General features: G+C 58.4%; 14 protein-coding genes. 9 read left to right on the top strand and 5 right to left on the bottom strand.

The features are described from left to right. The first annotated feature begins 94 nt into the window (after window positions 1-94). The 8 genes from ACR0I7_RS11985 to ACR0I7_RS11950 all read left to right on the top strand — a co-directional run bounded on the left by ACR0I7_RS11985 (window position 95) and on the right by ACR0I7_RS11950 (window position 11,106). Window positions 95-1,330 (top strand): lytic murein transglycosylase, encoded by a 1,236-nt coding sequence (locus ACR0I7_RS11985; protein WP_480511290.1) that lies wholly within the window; start codon window positions 95-97, stop codon window positions 1,328-1,330. A gap of 370 nt (window positions 1,331-1,700) precedes the next feature. Continuing rightward, on the top strand, window positions 1,701-3,329 hold the full coding sequence (locus tag ACR0I7_RS11980; RefSeq protein WP_480511288.1) for a peptide ABC transporter substrate-binding protein: 1,629 nt from the start codon (window positions 1,701-1,703) through the stop codon (window positions 3,327-3,329). A 66-nt stretch (window positions 3,330-3,395) separates the two neighbouring features. Then, window positions 3,396-4,319 carry an oligopeptide ABC transporter permease OppB gene (gene oppB / locus ACR0I7_RS11975; protein WP_480511286.1) on the top strand — a complete coding sequence of 308 codons (924 nt, stop codon included), beginning with the start codon at window positions 3,396-3,398 and terminating at the stop codon, window positions 4,317-4,319. A gap of 10 nt (window positions 4,320-4,329) precedes the next feature. Then, window positions 4,330-5,259, top strand: a complete 930-nt coding sequence (locus ACR0I7_RS11970) for an ABC transporter permease subunit (protein WP_480511284.1) — start codon at window positions 4,330-4,332, stop codon at window positions 5,257-5,259. A gap of 1 nt (window position 5,260) precedes the next feature. Next, entirely contained in the window at window positions 5,261-7,066 is a 1,806-nt protein-coding gene (locus ACR0I7_RS11965) for an ABC transporter ATP-binding protein (protein WP_480511282.1), read from the top strand. Between the two features lie 309 nt (window positions 7,067-7,375). Then, window positions 7,376-8,269, top strand: coding sequence for a UTP--glucose-1-phosphate uridylyltransferase GalU (gene galU, locus ACR0I7_RS11960; RefSeq protein ID WP_480511280.1), 894 nt, complete (start codon window positions 7,376-7,378; stop codon window positions 8,267-8,269). Between the two features lie 71 nt (window positions 8,270-8,340). Continuing rightward, window positions 8,341-9,777, top strand: coding sequence for a mannose-1-phosphate guanylyltransferase/mannose-6-phosphate isomerase (locus ACR0I7_RS11955; RefSeq protein ID WP_480511278.1), 1,437 nt, complete (start codon window positions 8,341-8,343; stop codon window positions 9,775-9,777). Window positions 9,778-10,029: 252 nt separating this feature from the next. Then, complete coding sequence (locus ACR0I7_RS11950) at window positions 10,030-11,106, top strand: DUF2793 domain-containing protein (RefSeq protein WP_480511277.1); 1,077 nt, start codon at window positions 10,030-10,032, stop codon at window positions 11,104-11,106. Between the two features lie 15 nt (window positions 11,107-11,121). Here the strand turns inward: ACR0I7_RS11950 and fcl are convergent, their stop codons facing one another. Together fcl and gmd are read right to left on the bottom strand one after the other, a co-directional pair. Further along, entirely contained in the window at window positions 11,122-12,099 is a 978-nt protein-coding gene (gene fcl / locus ACR0I7_RS11945) for a GDP-L-fucose synthase (RefSeq protein ID WP_480511275.1), read from the bottom strand. A gap of 10 nt (window positions 12,100-12,109) precedes the next feature. Next, window positions 12,110-13,234: a GDP-mannose 4,6-dehydratase gene (gene gmd / locus ACR0I7_RS11940; RefSeq protein ID WP_480511273.1), complete on the bottom strand. Its 1,125-nt coding sequence runs from the start codon at window positions 13,232-13,234 to the stop codon at window positions 12,110-12,112. Between the two features lie 161 nt (window positions 13,235-13,395). Between gmd and ACR0I7_RS11935 the strand changes: the two genes are divergently transcribed. Beyond that, a complete protein-coding gene (locus ACR0I7_RS11935; protein ID WP_480511271.1) occupies window positions 13,396-14,700 on the top strand; it encodes a UDP-glucose dehydrogenase family protein in 1,305 nt (434 codons plus the stop codon). A gap of 15 nt (window positions 14,701-14,715) precedes the next feature. On the opposite strand, the gene ACR0I7_RS11930 is transcribed toward ACR0I7_RS11935, so the two are convergent. Genes ACR0I7_RS11930 through ACR0I7_RS11920 form a run of 3 tightly spaced genes read right to left on the bottom strand, consistent with a single transcriptional unit; the run spans window position 14,716 to window position 17,102 of the window. After that, entirely contained in the window at window positions 14,716-15,795 is a 1,080-nt protein-coding gene (locus tag ACR0I7_RS11930; protein WP_480511269.1) for a helix-turn-helix domain-containing protein, read from the bottom strand. Between the two features lie 60 nt (window positions 15,796-15,855). Beyond that, window positions 15,856-16,599 (bottom strand): hypothetical protein, encoded by a 744-nt coding sequence (locus ACR0I7_RS11925; RefSeq protein WP_480511268.1) that lies wholly within the window; start codon window positions 16,597-16,599, stop codon window positions 15,856-15,858. Beyond that, the gene (locus ACR0I7_RS11920) at window positions 16,596-17,102 is read right to left on the bottom strand and encodes an RNA polymerase sigma factor (protein ID WP_480511266.1); all 507 of its coding nucleotides are present in this window, start codon (window positions 17,100-17,102) and stop codon (window positions 16,596-16,598) included. Before ACR0I7_RS11920 ends, ACR0I7_RS11925 begins: the two co-directional genes overlap by 4 nt. Between the last annotated feature and the right edge of the window lie 80 nt (window positions 17,103-17,182).

Below are 17,182 nucleotides of genomic sequence, written 5' to 3'. Positions count from 1 at the left end.
GCCGGGCGCCGCAATTGCTCAACCGGGGATTTATTCAGGGCCTCGGTCAGACAGCCGTTGACTTGCAACCCAAGCCACGCGAGATCTTTGAGCGATGCGTATTGTCTTATTTCTTCTCAGCCTGATGATGAGTGCGACCAGCGCCATCGCGCAAGATCGCGTTGCAATTGAACGGCAGTTCCAGACATGGCTGCAGCAGGAAATATGGCCACAGGCCCGTGCCAAGGGCGTGTCGCGCCAAACCATGGACAGAGCCTTCGCCAATGTTACCCTGAATTGGGACCTGCCTGATCTGGTGCCGCCCGGCAGCCCTGCGGGCACACCAAAACGCCAGCGCCAAGCAGAATTTGGCGCGCCCAGTCGATACTTCAATGCCGGGTCCGTGCAAGGCGCGACCTCGGTTGGTTGGAAAATGGCCCGCCGGCATGCCCGGACCCTCAGCCGTATTGAGGCACAAACCGGCGTGCCCGCCCGCATCATTCTGGCCATTTGGGGCCGTGAGAGCGGATATGGACAGGTCCCGATCCGCCACGATGCCTTTCAGGTCCTTGGCACCAAGGGTTTCATGAGCACGCGGGCCGAGTACTTCACGCAAGAACTGATTGCCGCCCTTCAGATCGCCGAAGCCGGGCACCTGTCCGGGCAGGCGATGAAAAGCAGCTGGGCGGGCGCGCTGGGGCAGCCGCAATTCATGCCGTCAAGCTTTCTGAACTATGCAGCGGACGGCAATGGAGACGGGCGCGCCGATATCTGGGGGTCCGCGGATGACACGCTTGCCTCTATCGCGAACTATCTTGCCAGACACGGATGGGTGCGCGGGCGCGATTGGGGGTTTGAGGTCTCGGTCCCCGCCTCGGTCTCTTGCACTTTGGAAGGCCCCGATCAGGGACGGCCCATCCGGGATTGGGTTGCAATGGGGATCACGCGCAGCTCTGGCAAAGCGTTTCCGGCCCATGAACTGACCGCCGAAGGGTATTTGATGATGCCAGCCGGGCGAAGCGGCCCTGCCTTTATCGTCACACCCAATTTCTATGTCCTGAAGGACTATAACACCAGTGACCTCTATGCCCTTTTTGTCGGCCATGTCGGGGATCGCATTCAGTACGGCATGGGAGACTTCAACGGGCGCTGGGGCAAGGTTGACACCATGTATCGCTCGGACATCGCCGCCATGCAGCGCGCCCTGGAGCAGATGGGGCATGATGTCGGTGGTGCAGACGGGCTGCCCGGTTTCAAAACCCGCCGCTCTATCGGGCGCTGGCAGGAAGGTTCTGGACAGCCCGCGACGTGCTTTCCCGAGGCCCGAATGAAAGCTCAATTGAGCCGCTGATTCGTGCGGCGTTTCGTCGTTTCGACACGTGATCAGCACACGCAGCTTCACGAAAATGTCACCATGACAGCATATCTCAAAACATTCTTTCAAAGTTGCAGGGCGTAGCCTTTAGGATCGAACCTACGGCTCCGATTTTGCCAACGCACCTTTCCTAATCAGACAAAAAGTGACAGGTTTTCACGCAGTGAAGACCCTGTTTCTCTCACTGATCTCGTCCGAGTGCCGGGCCGTTGGCCCGGAAATTTTGTACCTCAAACCGATCCAGATCAAAGCCGAGACCCGGCGGAAACGGGACACACAACCAATGTGGGCCGACAAAGCGCAGTTTTTTGCAACGGCACCACCACCAAAAAACGGGAGTAAGACCATGAACAAAATCATTCGCACATCGCTGGCGGGGTTGCTGACCTCGACCTTTATCACCAACGCAGCACTGGCCGCAGGCACACACCCCGACACCGGTGAGGCGCTGGCCGATGATCAGACCTTTACCTACCGCGTTCTGGACGAGCACAGCTCGGTCGACCCGCAGGTGGTCGAAGACGTAACCGGCGCTGAAATCGTCCGCGACCTGTTCGAAGGTCTTATGAACCAGGATGAAGACGGCAATCTGGTTCCCGGCGTCGCCTCGAGCTTTGACGTCAATGACACCAAGGATGTATATACCTTCACCCTGCGCGATGAAGCCAAATGGTCAAACGGTGATCCGGTCACAGCGGACGATTTTGTCTACGCCTGGAAACGTGCCGTTGATCCCGAACTGTCCTCTCCCTACGCTTGGTTCATGGAACTGATGTCGATCGAAAACGCAGCCGCCATTATTGCCGGCGAAAAACCGGTGGACGAGCTGGGCGTCAAAGCCATTGATGACAAAACACTGGAAGTCCGTCTGAGTGCACCCCTGCCCTATTTCCCACAGATGACCACGCATTCGACAACTTTCCCGGCACCGCAGAAAGTGATCGAAGAGTTTGGCGACGCCTGGACGAAGCCCGCAAACATTGTCTCAAACGGTGCCTATGTCCTGACCGAGCATCTGCCGCAGGAACGCTCGGTACGTGAGCGTAACGAGATGTATTGGGACAACGACAACACCATCATCGAAAAAGTTGTGGCCCTGGTTATTAATGATGAGAACGTCGCCCTGACCCGCTATCTGGCGGGTGAACTGGACCGCACTGAAATTCCGGCCGGACAGTTTCCACGTCTGCAACAAGAGCATCCGGAAGAAGCCATCAGCTTTCCGCGTCTGTGCAACTACTACTACACCTTCAACGTCTCAGACAGCGGCCCCGAAGCGTTCAAGGACCCGAAGGTACGCCAAGCTCTCTCGCTGGCAGTAGATCGCGCCATCATCACGGAAAAAGTTAAGGCGGGTGGTGAACCTCAGGCCTTTACATTTGTGCCGGAAGCGACCGCTGGTTTTACAGTTCCCGCCGTAGAGATGGCGTCCATGAGCCAAGGCGAACGCGACGAGCTGGCCAAGGAGCTGCTGGCCGAAGCAGGTTACGACGCGGGCAATCCGCTGAGTTTTGAGATGGTGTACAACACAGACGAAGCGCACAAAAAGATCGCTGTTGCCGTCAGCCAGATGTGGAAGCAAAAACTGGGTGTTCAGGTTGAACTGGCCAATATGGAGTGGAAGGTTTTCCTGGAAGAACGCGGCAACCAGAATTTCGATCTCGCCCGTGGTGCATGGTGTGGTGATTATAACGAAGCCTCCACCTTCCTTGATCTACTGCAGTCGGATTCGGGCTACAACGACGGCAAATATGCCAACGCCCGCATCGACGAGTTGTTGGCCGAGGCCAAAACCTCGGACGATCCGGCCCCTCTGTACACAGAGGTTGAGCGTATCATCGCGCAGGAAACCCCGGTGATCCCAATCTATCACTACGCAGGCGTCTATATGATGGACAGCGATGTTGGGAACTGGCCGGTGAACAACGTCGAGCAGAACTGGTACTCGAAGAACCTCTACAAGATCGCCGAGTAATCGTCTTTGGACCGCGCCCTGCCCCGGAACTGTCTGGGGCAGGGCCAATAACAATGGGGGCATCAAATGCTTGCCTATAGTTTGCGGCGACTGCTGGTCGCCATTCCGACGATCCTATTGCTGATCGTCGCCTGTTTTTTCCTAATGCACTTCGCGCCCGGAGGGCCTTTCACCTCAGAACGGCCTTTGCCACCGCAGGTCCTGGCCAATATCGAGGCGCGCTATGGGCTGGATCAGCCGTTGTGGAAACAGCTTTGGGATTACCTCTATAACATCGTGGTGCATTTCGATTTTGGCCCGTCCTTCAAGTTCAAGGACCGCGACGTCAATGACATCATCGCCCAAGGCTTTCCAATCTCGCTGACCTATGGATCGCTGTCGTTTCTGGTGGCCACCCTCATCGGCGTCAGCCTGGGTATTGCGGCTGCGATCAAGCACAACAGCTGGATCGACTATTTCGCTGTGGGTCTGGGCATTGCTGCGCAAGCGCTGCCGAACTTCATCATGGGTCCGATCCTAATCCTGACCTTTACCCTGTGGCTGGGATGGCTGCCCGGCGGTGGCTGGAACGGAGGTCAGTGGCAATATCTGATCATGCCCGTGATCGCGCTGGCGACGTCATATATGGGCTCAATCGCGCGGATAACACGGTCGTCGATGCTGGAGGTTCTGAACTCAAACTTCATCCGCACCGCTCGTGCAAAAGGACTACCCACCAGAACCGTCATCTGGCGCCATGCTTTGAAACCTACGCTGTTGCCCGTCGTCTCCTATCTAGGTCCAGTCTTCGTCTATGTGCTGACGGGTTCCGTCTTCGTCGACATCTATTTCTCGACCGGCGGGCTGGGGCAGGCCTATGTTGGCTCGGCCCTGTCGCGGGACTATGCGGTGCTGTTGGGGGTTACGATCCTGTACGGAGCGCTGACCGTCATCGTGAATCTGCTGACAGACCTGGCCTATGCCTGGTTCGATCCGAAAATCCGGTACTGAGGGGCTGGCTATGCTTGGAAAATCACAAAAAGCCGCCCATCTGGCCGAGGAAATCACAGATTACACGGTCATTCAGGGGCGTTCACTCTGGCAGGACGCGCGGATGCGGTTCGTGCGCAACAAGGCCGCAATGGCCAGCGTCTTTATCTTGGGTCTGATCGTGCTGTTCACGATCCTTGGGCCCTATTTCGCCGTCTGGAACAACGAAGAGATCGACTGGAACGTCATGGGCGACGTGCGCGGCATGGGCATGCCCTCAGTCGAGAGCGGGCATTATTTCGGCGTCGATGATCTGGGGCGCGACCTGTACAGCCGAGTCATTCAGGCGACGACAACCTCGCTGTTGGTGGGCCTGATCGGGGCCGCGACGGCGCTGATCGTTGGCACCTGCTATGGCATCGCCGCGGGCTATATCGGGGGTCGTACTGACAGTGTCATGATGCGCTTTGTTGACATCCTGCTCGCGATCCCGGCAACGCTGGTGATCATCTTACTTCTGGTTGTGGCGGGGCGCTCGTTTTTCATGCTATTCATTGCGCTTGGCGCGGTGGGCTGGCTGACCATGGCGCGGATCGTCCGGGGACAGACCCTGACCTTGAAAAACCGTGAATTCATCGAGGCCGCCCGTGCCGCTGGTGTCAGCGAGTTCACCATCATGTATCGCCACATCCTGCCCAACCTTCTGGGCGTGGTGATCGTCTATGCATCGCTGCTGGTGCCCGAAATGATCCTGACCGAAAGCTTTATCTCGTTCCTGGGTCTTGGGATTTCGGAACCCTACACCTCGCTGGGGCGTCTGATCGCCGAAGGGGCTGGCACGATGAGTTATGGCACCTTGTGGCAGCTGATGTTCCCCCTGACATTCTATGTAGCCATCATCATCACCATGTTCTTCATCGGCGATGGTTTGCGTGACGCTCTGGACCCGAAGGATCGCTGATATGAGCCTGTTTTCCGTAAAAGACCTGAGCGTCCGGTTCGACACCCCCGATGGCGTGGTCGAGGCCGTCAAAGGCATCAGTTTCGACATCAACCCGGGAGAGTGTTTGGGCATCGTGGGCGAAAGCGGGTCGGGCAAAAGCCAGACCTTCATGGCTGCGATGGGTTTGCTACCCTCAGCCGGGCACGCGTCAGGATCGGCGCTGCTGAATGGCAACGAAATCCTGAACCTGCCAGTGAACAAGCTGAACAAGATCCGCGGCGCGGATGTCGGCATGATCTTTCAGGATCCGCTGACCGCCCTCACCCCGCATCTGCGGGTAGGCCAGCAAATGCGCGAGGTGCTGCAGATTCACGAAGGTCTGCAGGGCTCGGCCGCGCGCCAGCGCTGTCTTGAGTGGCTGAACCGTGTCCGCATCCCCGAGGCCGCGCGGCGCTTGGACCAATATCCGCATGAGCTCTCGGGCGGGATGCGCCAGCGCGTGATGATCGCCATGTCGATGCTGTGTAATCCCAAGCTATTGATCGCGGATGAACCCACAACCGCGCTGGATGTCACAGTGCAGGCCGACATTCTGGACCTCATGGTCCGCCTGCAAAAGGACGAAGGCACCGCGATTGCTCTGATCACCCACGACATGGGCGTCGTGGCCCGCATGTGCGATCGCATCCAGGTTATGCGCATGGGAGAATTTGTAGAGGCGGGCAATACGCATGACATTTTCCGATCCCCGCAGCACGCGTATACCCGCACGCTGCTTGAGGCGATGCCCCGGATCGATGCAGGTGACGCGCCAAAGGCACTGGGCAAGGATCAAGAGCCGCTCCTGAAGGTCGATGACGTCAAGGTGCATTTCCCGATCCATATTTCAGGCGGGCTTTTTGGTCATAAAGTGCCGCTGAAGGCAGTTGACGGCGTCAGCTTTGATATACGCAAGGGCGAAACGCTGGGTGTTGTGGGCGAGTCCGGTTGCGGCAAGTCCACATTGGCCCGTGCGGTTCTGCAGCTGATCGAACCTAGCGCCGGCAGTGTCAGTTGGCTGGGCCATCCTATCGTGGGCCTCAAACGAGCCGAGCTGAACAAATACCGCAAGGATCTGCAGATCGTGTTCCAGGATCCGCTGGCCAGCCTTGATCCGCGTATGACGATCTCGGCTTCGATTGCGGAACCTCTGAAAACCTACCGGCCCGATCTGACAGAGCGTGAGCGCAAAGAGATGGTCGCCGCTATGATGGAGCGGGTGGGCCTGAAGGCAAACATGATCAACCGCTATCCGCATGAACTGTCTGGCGGGCAGAACCAGCGGGTCGGCATTGCACGCGCGATGATCAACAAGCCCAAGCTCATTATCTGCGATGAGGCCGTCTCGGCGTTGGATGTTTCGATTCAGGCGCAAATCATCGAGTTGCTGCGCGAATTGCAGCAGGAGTTCGGGCTGTCGATGATCTTCATCAGCCATGATCTTTCGGTTGTGCGCGCCATATCGAACAGAATCATGGTCCTCTATCTGGGTCGGATTGTCGAACTGGGTGATGGTGAGGTGATCTGCTCAGAACCGGTTCACCCCTACACTCGCTCGTTGATCTCGGCAGTACCGATCCCGGACCCGGACGTCGAACGCAGCCGCCAAAGGCTGAAACTGCCAGGCGAGCTTCCGTCGCCACTGGACCCGAAAGCCGCGTTACGCTTCCTGCCCAGCCGATTGTCAGCCGGTCAGATCGATTATGTTCCGCGTCTAAGTCAGGTCGCGCCCGACCACTTTGTCGCTGAACATGACCCGCTGGAGACGATCATGGCCAATAGCTGATGCCGAACCTCAGAGCTGCTGATCAAAGCTCTGGGGCAAAACCACGCCCTCAGAGCTCGATCTGCAAACTGCGGGCATAAATCCGCGCAGATCAATTTGAGTGCAGATTAGGTCCGAAACCCCAACGAAACGGCTTTATTCTACCGAACCCCACCTGCCTAACTTTGACTCTGCAGCCGCAAAATGGCACTTTTTGGTTGGTTTTTGCCCATGCTGGCAAGCGATGTTGATTGATTTGGTTTCAAGGCCTAAGAGGAAACCCCGGACATAGGACTATTACCGGGCCAGTAATTGAGTTTGAGAGGTAACATGACACGCAAGGTCACCAAGGCGATTTTTCCCGTTGCCGGGCTTGGCACACGGTTTCTGCCAGCGACAAAATCGGTTCCAAAAGAGATCATGACCCTGGTTGACCGCCCGCTGGTGCAATACGCCATCGACGAAGCGCGCGCAGCAGGGATCAAAGAATTCATCTTTGTTACATCACGCGGGAAGTCCGCACTGGAAGATTACTTTGACCACAATCTGGTGCTTGAGAAAACGCTGCAGGAAAAGGGTAAGAAAGACCTTCTGCAAGAGCTCAACGCGACCAATATGGAAAGTGGTGCGATAGCCTACATTCGCCAGCACAAGGCTCTAGGACTTGGCCATGCCGTCTGGTGTGCCCGTCGCTTGATTGGCGATGAGCCCTTTGCCGTAATGTTGCCCGACGATGTCATCGCGGGCGATACAGCCTGCCTGCAGCAAATGGTTGAGGCCTATCAGGAAACCGGCGGGAACATGGTCGCGACTATGGAAGTAACACCCGAGCAAACCAGTTCTTACGGGGTTCTCGATGTCGCGGAGGATATGGGCGCTGTAGTGCGGGCCAAGGGTATGGTGGAGAAACCCGCCCCCCAAGACGCGCCATCGAATCTTGCAGTTATCGGCCGCTATATTCTCGAACCGTCTGTCCTGAACAATCTCAACCAGCTCAAAGAAGGAAGCGGCGGTGAAATTCAACTCACCGATGCGATCGCTGAAGATGTCGGAAATGGCGTGCCAGTCTACGGGTATCGCTTCAAAGGAGAAAGGTTCGATTGCGGATCGAAATCGGGCTTCCTTCAGGCAACGGTTGCCTTTGCGCTGGCTCGCCCTGACCTTCGCGATGACCTGAACCAGTTCTTGCATGATATTGTTGCAACGACTCGGGCAGCTCAGTAGCCCAAGCCACTTCACCTTTGTGATGATCCTTGCGATAGGTTGCCCTAGATCAGTCAATGGGTACGTGCGCCATGAACAATGTCTATCCTGTCATTCTCTGCGGTGGCTCGGGTACACGATTGTGGCCGTTGTCTCGGAAAAGCTATCCCAAGCAGTTTGTCCCGCTCACCGGTGAAACAAGCCTGCTGCAGGACTGCGCGGAAAGGATGCGTGGCCCTGCAGACGCGCCTTATGCCCGCCCCGTGATTCTGACGAACGAAGCCTTCCGCTTTATCGTCACCGAGCAACTGACCGGGATCGGTGTGGATCCCGGCCCGATTCTGATCGAACCCGAGGGGCGCAACACGGCCCCGGCCATTCTGGCCGCCGCGCTGTATCTGGCCAAATCCGATCCGGATGGTTTGATGTTGGTAGCGCCCTCGGACCACGTTGTTCCAGACAGCGATGCCTTTCACGCCGCCGTTGCCCAAGGTGCAAAAACAATTCTCGAACGGGGCGATCTTGTGACCTTTGGCATCACACCGGACCGGCCGGAAACCGGATATGGCTATCTGAAACTGAACACCATGCCGGATGCATCAGGTGCGACCGTGCCGCTGGACCGCTTCGTCGAAAAGCCTGATCTGGATCAGGCCAAGTCGATGGTTGCCGAGAGCAACTATCTATGGAACTCCGGCATCTTTCTGTTTGCGGTGCGCGACATCATCACCGCGTTCGAAAAACACGCCCCTGCCCTGCTGGACCCGGTGCAACAGGCCGTCAGCGAGGCCGAGGCTGATCTGGGTTTTCTACGGCTGGATCCGCCGTCCTGGGGCAAGGTCGAAGATATCTCGATCGACTACGCCGTGATGGAGAAGGCAAGCAACCTCAGCGTTGTTCCTTATGCTGCAGGTTGGTCGGACGTCGGCAGCTGGTCAGCCGTGCAGGAGCTGAGCGCCCCTAACGCCGATGGTGTCGCAACCACCGGCGAAGTGACGACGATCAACTGCCGCAACGTGTTGGTGCGTTCTGAATCCCCGGCGCAAGAGGTGGTCGCGATGGGGCTCGAGAACCTGATCGCGGTTGCGATGCCTGACGCCGTTCTGGTGGCCAGCATGGACAAAGCGCAGGACGTGAAACAGGCGGTGGCCGCGCTTAAGGAAAAAGGCGCAAGTCAGGCTGAGTCACTGCCGGTTGATCACCGTCCTTGGGGTTGGTTCGAAAGCCTTGTTGTTGGTCAGCGGTTCCAGGTGAAACGCATTCACGTACACCCCGGCGCATCGCTGAGCCTGCAGTCGCATCATCACCGCTCGGAACATTGGATAGTGGTCGAGGGGACCGCAAAGGTCACCATCGACGATCAGGTCCGCCTCGTGAGCGAAAATCAATCGGTCTATATTCCGTTGGGTGCAGTGCATCGGATGGAGAACCCCGGCAAAGTTCCCATGGTTCTGATCGAGGTGCAAACCGGGTCTTATTTGGGCGAGGATGACATCATCCGCTACGAGGACGTCTACGCACGCAACTGATGAGCCTCTGCGCTCGGCAGATCAAAGCGGCCTCAAGAGCCGCTTTTTTTTGATTCTTGAGAATCACGACAAACAACGCCGGGACCAATTCGATCACAAACCGAACGAAAGCGCGGCTTTGTTTCCAGTTAGGAGATTTGCGCTTAACAAAATCTTTCCAGCCAGTTCGAGCGGGTCAGGCAGGCTTCATAGCTTCCACCGCAGGGTGGCGCGCGACGACAGTGTCGGACCGACAGCCACAGGAGGATGCCCATGTCACAAAACTCGCCCCGTCTGAATTTGCCCTTTCTGCAACCGTCTCAGGCGCAAAAACATGTCACTCATAACGAGGCGCTGCGGCAGCTGGATCTGGTGGTCCAGCTGAGCGTCGCGTCCATCGATGCAACCACCCCTCCCGCAGTGCCCGAGCAGGGCGAGACCCACGCACTGGGTGCATCGCCAACCGGCGAATGGGCTGGTCATGGCAGGGAATTGGCCGCGTGGCTGGACAACGCATGGCATTTTGTTGTGCCGGGTGCGGGCTGGCGCGCCTGGGACCTGCAGTCTGGCCAACCCAAAATCTGGGACGGTGCGGGTTGGATTGATCCGCCGGTTTCGACACAGAACCTGCCCGGTGTTGGCGTAGCAACCGGCTATGACAACACCAACCGCCTGTCCGTTCGGGGCCCGGCAACTTTGCTGAGCCATGAGGGCAACGGGCACCAGCTTAAAATCAACAAGGCCAGCGATGGCGATACGGCATCCCTGCTGTTTCAGTCGAACTGGACCGGCCACGCGGAAATGGGCCTTGCCGGGAACACCGGATTTTCGATCAAGGTTTCAGCCGATGGCGGCAGCTGGACCGACGCGCTGAGCTTTGATCCGACAAGCGGCGTGGCCAGTGGTGCCGCGATTCAAACCAGCGCCGATGACACCACAACCGGGCGTCTGATGCGCGCAGATTTTGGATACGGGCCAGGCAATCTGCTGGGGGCCGTTTCGGAAACCAGCGGCGCGCCCACGGGGGCCGTCATCGAACGCGGCAGCAATGCCAACGGCGATTATGTGCGCTTTGCAGACGGCACCCAAATCTGCACCGCGCAGCTGGCCGCTGTGGCCTGTGCCACAGGCGCAGGGGCCGTTTTTGCAAGCACATCAATGGTTTGGGACTTTCCGACCGCTTTCGCGGCAGGCAGCGCACCCGCGCTCAGCGGCAATGGCGGCGCTGTTGGACGCTTTGTGGGATTTGACGAACCGACCCCCACGCAAGCAACCCTGCAGGTAATGTCAGTGACAAATGATGCAACAGCTCTGGTGCCAGCGGTCACCGCCATCGGGCGCTGGTTCTAGGCGACACCTCCAAACTCAGCTGGCGCGCAAATCCTCATCGGCCTGCTCCAGAAACCACGCATAGGTTTCGCGGAGCCCATCCTCAAGACCGATGCGTGCGCGCCATCCCATCTCGGCCAGACGTGAGACATCCATCAGCTTGCGCATTGTGCCGTCAGGTTTGCTGACATCCTGCGTGATACGCCCGGTAAACCCAGTGATTTGAGCGATCATGCCAGCCAGCTCGGCTATCGAGACATCCTGACCGCAGCCTACATTGATATGACTGAGCATAGGCTGGGTGTTCGCCGCATAGACATCGCGCGGCAAATCAAGCACAAACAGCGAAGCCTCGGCCATATCGTCCACGTGCAAAAACTCACGCCGTGGCTTTCCTGTGCCCCAGATGACCACCTCGTCCAGCCCGTCGCGCTGAGCCTCGTGGAAGCGGCGGATCAGGGCCGGCAACACATGGCTGTTTTCAGGGTGAAAATTGTCGCCGGGGCCATAGAGGTTGGTCGGCATGACCGAGCGGTAATCAACATCATGCTGGCGATTGTAGCTTTCGCACAACTTGATCCCGGCGATCTTGGCGACCGCATACGGTTCGTTCGTAGGCTCCAACACGCCGGTCAGCAACGCGTTCTCGGGCATCGGCTGCGCCACCGCGCGCGGATAGATACAAGAGCTGCCCAGCTGCAGCAGATGCCTCACCCCGGCCTCAAAAGCCTGATGGATCACGTTGCATTCGATCATCAGGTTTTTGTAAATGAAATCTGCGGGATAGGTGTTGTTGGCGTGGATACCACCAACCTTGGCTGCAGCCAGAATCACCACATCGGGCTGCTGGTCCTGCATGAAACCACGCACCGCAGACTGATCGGTCAGATCAAGTTCAGCATGGGTGCGGGTGATCAGCTCCAGCGCCTCACCCTTGGCCTGCCGGTCCTGCAGGCGACGCAGAATAGCGCCACCGACCATTCCGCGATGCCCGGCCACATAGATTTTGCGCATCGTCGCCTCCTCAGCCGTTTTCCAGGCTGACCGGCAGCTCGAACCCGTGCTCTTTCAGCAGGGCATGGCGCTTGGCGGTTTTCAGATCTTCATCCACCATTTCCGCACACATTTCCTGTACCGTCAGTTCCGGCTCCCAGCCCAGCTTGGTCTTGGCATTGCTCGGATCACCCAGCAGCGTATCAACCTCGGCGGGGCGGAAGTACTGCGGATCAATCCGCAGCACAACGTCACCCACATTCAGGGCAGGCGAGTCCTGCCCCTCGATCGCGGCAACGCGCGCAATCTCATCCACGCCCTCGCCCGAAAACTCAAGCGTCACCCCAAGTTCTGCGGCGGACCATTCGATGAATTGGCGGACCGAATACTGCTTGCCCGTCGCAATTACAAAGTCCTCAGGCTTATCTTTCTGCAGCATAAGCCATTGCATTCGCACATAATCTTTGGCGTGACCCCAATCGCGCAGACTATCGATGTTGCCCATATACAGGCAGTTTTCCAAACCTTGCGCGATATTGGCCAACCCGCGGGTGATCTTACGCGTCACGAAGGTTTCGCCACGGCGCGGGCTTTCGTGGTTAAACAGGATACCATTGCAGGCATACATCCCATACGCCTCGCGATAGTTCACCGTAATCCAATAGGAATAAAGCTTGGCCACCGCATAGGGCGAACGCGGGTAAAATGGCGTGGTCTCGCGCTGGGGTGTTTCCTGGACGAGGCCATACAGCTCGGAGGTTGAGGCCTGATAGAAACGGGTCTTGTTCTCAAGCCCCAGAAAGCGGATCGCCTCAAGCAGCCGTAAGGTGCCGATCGCATCGACATCTGCCGTGTATTCGGGCGATTCAAAACTTACCGCCACATGCGACTGCGCGCCGAGGTTATAGACCTCGTCCGGCTGAACTTGCTGGATGATCCGCGTCAGGTTCGACGTGTCGCTCAGGTCGCCATAATGCAGATGCAGTTTTGGATTCGGCTCATGCGGGTCCTGATAGATGTGATCGATCCGCTGCGTGTTGAACGACGAAGCGCGGCGTTTGATGCCATGAACCTCATAGCCCTTTGCCAGCAGCAGCTCTGCCAGATAAGAACCATCCTGACCGGTGATGCCGGTAATCAATGCTGTTTTGGCCATGACGATGTTCCACCAACTTCAAGTTGCCCATTTGTCGTTCCAAAAACAGCAAGAATGTGCGGAATGCAACCCAAGGGTACAGTCAGGCATTGAAACCGGCGGAGGTTTCTTCGAATGTATGCGCGCCATCGATGGTAATTGGTAACAAAGGATTTTGAAGTATGCGTATTGCGATGATCGGCACCGGATATGTCGGCCTTGTGTCGGGGGTATGTTTCTCGGACTTTGGGCACGATGTGGTTTGTGTCGACAAGGCCGCCCAGAAGATTGAGATGCTGAAGGCAGGCGAGGTTCCGATTTACGAACCCGGCCTCGACACGCTCATGGCCAAGAACGTCGCCGCCGGACGGCTGAGCTTTACCACTGATCTGTCTGCCGCCGTTGACGGCGCTGATGCGGTGTTTATCGCCGTGGGCACGCCCACGCGGCGCGGTGATGGGCATGCAGACCTGACCTATGTGATGGCCGCAGCGGAAGAGATCGCAAACGCAATCACCGACTATACGGTCGTTGTCACCAAATCGACCGTTCCGGTCGGCACAAACCGCAAGGTGCATGAAGTTGTAACCGCCGCGAATCCCAAAGCTGCCTTTGACGTAGCCTCAAACCCCGAGTTCCTGCGCGAAGGCGCCGCCATTGACGATTTTATGCGCCCGGACCGTGTGGTCGTCGGGGTCGAAAGCGACCGTGCCGCCGAGGTGATGGCCGAGATTTACCGCCCGCTCTATCTGCGCGATTTCCCGATCCTGACCACCGATCTGGAAAGCGCCGAGATGATTAAATATGCGGCCAACGCCTTTCTGGCGACCAAGATCACCTTTATCAACGAGATCGCGGGCCTGTGCGAACGCGTTGGCGGCGACGTCAAAGAGGTGGCGCGCGGCATCGGTCTGGATGGCCGGATCGGCAACAAGTTCCTGCATGCCGGACCGGGCTATGGCGGGTCGTGTTTTCCCAAAGACACCGCGGCCCTTGCCCGTATCGGGCAGGAACACGCACATCCCATGCAGATCACGGAAACCGTCATCCGTGTGAATGACGAGGTCAAAAAACGCATGACCGAGAAAATCCGTGAAGCCTGTGAAGACAGCTTCAACGGCAAAACGGTTGCCATCCTCGGCGTGACTTTCAAACCCAATACCGATGACATGCGCGATGCGCCGTCCCTGACGATTGTACCCGCGTTGATTGGTGGCGGTGCCAAGGTCCGCGTGGTTGATCCGCAAGGCCGGTCAGAGGGCGAAGCGCTGCTGCCCGGTGTCGAATGGTCAGACGATCCCTATGCTGCGGCCAAAGATGCGGACGCCGTGGTATTGTTGACCGAATGGAACGAATTCCGCGCGCTTAATCTGACCGAGCTGGCTGAGACGATGAAGAGCCCGCGCATGGTCGATCTGCGCAACATCTATTCGGAAAGCAAAGTGCTGAAATCAGGCTTTGAAAGCTATGTGGGTGTCGGGCGCTAAGCGCCCGATCCGTCGCTACAGCGCTGCGGTCCACACGCGATACCGCCCTTGCCCCGTGACCTCACGGATCAGGCCCCGGTCCGTCAGAATATCCAGATTGCGCTGCGCCGCCGCGCGTGAGGCCTGGGTCAGGTCCTCTGCCAATGGCGCCGAGACCATGGGCCACGCGGTCAGAACCTCAATCAGAACGGGCGGCGTACGCCCGCTCAGGTCTTGGGTCAACTCTTGCGCGCGCGCCGCCCATGCGCTGACCCGATCCAGATGCAGCAGCGCGGCCAAAGCCGCCTGCCCCACCCCCTGAATCCAAGCGGCCAGCTTCTCGGACGGTTCCCCAACCCCGCGCAGGGCGCCCGGCCCTGATAACGCCAGCGGCATAAACAGCGCTCCGCCACGTCCCATTGATGCGGCATGGCGGGCCGCGATGATTGCGGCCTCGGTATCCGGGCCAACGCCCTGTGACAGGGCGCGCCAGGCGTGGAACGCCATCGCGGCCTGGGTGACCGGGTGCAGCCCTTCGGCGTTCTGCATTACTTCGGCCAGGTCACCGACCGCTTCGGGAACATCCTCGATGCCTTGCGCCTGCCGGTCCAGAAAGGCGGTCAGACCGACCTCCCACCCGCCGGCAGACGGGGCAGCGCCCGCGGTCAGGCGACGAACGGCCCAGCCTGCGCGGTACAGGGCCTGAACGTCGTCGCTGGTGGCACCGATCCGCAAACCGGTCCACAGCGCCAGACGATCCACACTGATCCTATCGCCGGTCCACCAGCCCAGATCGGAGACATCCATCAGGGCAAGGCGGTGCCTCCAGCCATCCGGACCAGCCCGCAGGCGTTCGTCTAACGCTCCAAAGGTCGCGGCCAGATCGGCAAGCTCAAACGACAGCTCCGCCTGCGCCGCGTGCCAGTCGCGTGGATCAAACAAAAGACGGCGATCAGCCCGCGGCCCCGGTGGCAGGTAGTCCGCAGCGGCATCATCATCTTCGGGCGGCAGAAACCACAGATCATCTTCGTCGTAATCATCCGTGTCATAGATGCTGCGCGGCCCGACGTCGGCGGCCTCGTCATCCGGATCTGGCAGGACAGGTTTCGGCTTCATACCCGCTATTCTTTGGACATTCGTCGCGGTTCACAAGGGGTATTATCTTTGTGCGATGGATCAACCTGAGAAGGTTCGGGTCAACATCTCCAGCCGCTCGTCCAGATCGGACAGCGCATTACCGCCAAGCAGCATGTACCCATAGCCATCCTGCGCCCATGCGGCTGTCGCCAAACCGCTGAGCGTGGCCTGTTGCACCGCCTTGTTCGGCGCCGAGGGGCCCTGTCGAATGACGCAGAACGCAAACGGGCGACCCTGTTCATCGGCGAACACCACCTGAACAAGTGGTTTCCCTTTGAAAGAAAGAACCTGCGCGCGTTTCAGCTCGAGCCCCGGCAGCGCCTCTAGCGCATCGCGCTGCAACGAGCGCCCCAGCTGCGCCTCTGCCATCTGGAACTGCTTGTCCAAAACCTCGGGTGAGCTGTCCAGCGTCGCAATCGTGTCGGGCACATAAAGCGACTGGTAGATCGCGGCTTGTTGGGTCCAGCCCAAAGGTGCGGGGCGTGTGGCCCAAAAGGTCAGTGCTACCGCGGCAATTGCTGCTGTTGCAGCCACAGAAATCAAACGCAGGTAGCCCACGCGCGCGGGTTTGGGTGCCGCAATGATATCGGGCAAATCCACCTGTGGTGTCTCTGCGGGCAGGGCCTGAAAGACTTCCCCGACAACCGGCGCAAACGGATCCAGCGCGATCAGGCGCTGTTCAAGCGCCGAATCATCTTCGACGGCGGCCTCAATGGCGCGGCAGTCGGCCTCATCCAGCCTGCCTTCCAGATACGCCAGCAGCGTCTCGTCGGAAAACTTCATTTGCCACTCCGTCGCGCCGTGTCCGCAGCATCCATCTGCATAACAGCTTTCAGTTTTTGCCGGGCATTCGAAAGCCGGCTCATAATCGTGCCGATCGGCACCTCCAGCAATGCGGCCGCCTCGCGGTAGCTGTAGCCTTCTACAAAGACCAACATGACCGTTTCCCGCTGCGCTTCTGGCAGCTGCATCACTTCTGTAAACACTTCAGTCGCGAAAATATTCGTTTCTGAATCGGGCCCAGTTGCAATTAATTCAGCATCGGGTGTTACCGACAGCGCTTGCGCCTTGCGCACAGACCGCGCACGCACCTCATTCAGCCAAATCGAGCGGCAGATGGTCATCAGCCACGAATCCAGCCGCGCATGTGATGTGACCTGATGATGCCGCTCAAGCGCGCGCAAACAGGTAGACTGGAGCAGATCATCAGCGACATCCGCAGCCCCCGACAGCGCAAGCGCAAAGCGCCAGACACGTTTTGAATGTGTCTGAACAGCGGCGCGCACGGCCTGTTCTGAACTGATTTCGCCAGTCATCGAATAAATCGGGACCTATGTCTGTTTGTCTTTCACGGGCCACACCCGTG

The organism is Ruegeria sp. AM1, from assembly GCF_056540745.1.
The sequence above is the reverse complement of the archived record's forward strand: the minus strand, read 5'-3'. Positions and strand labels throughout refer to the sequence as shown.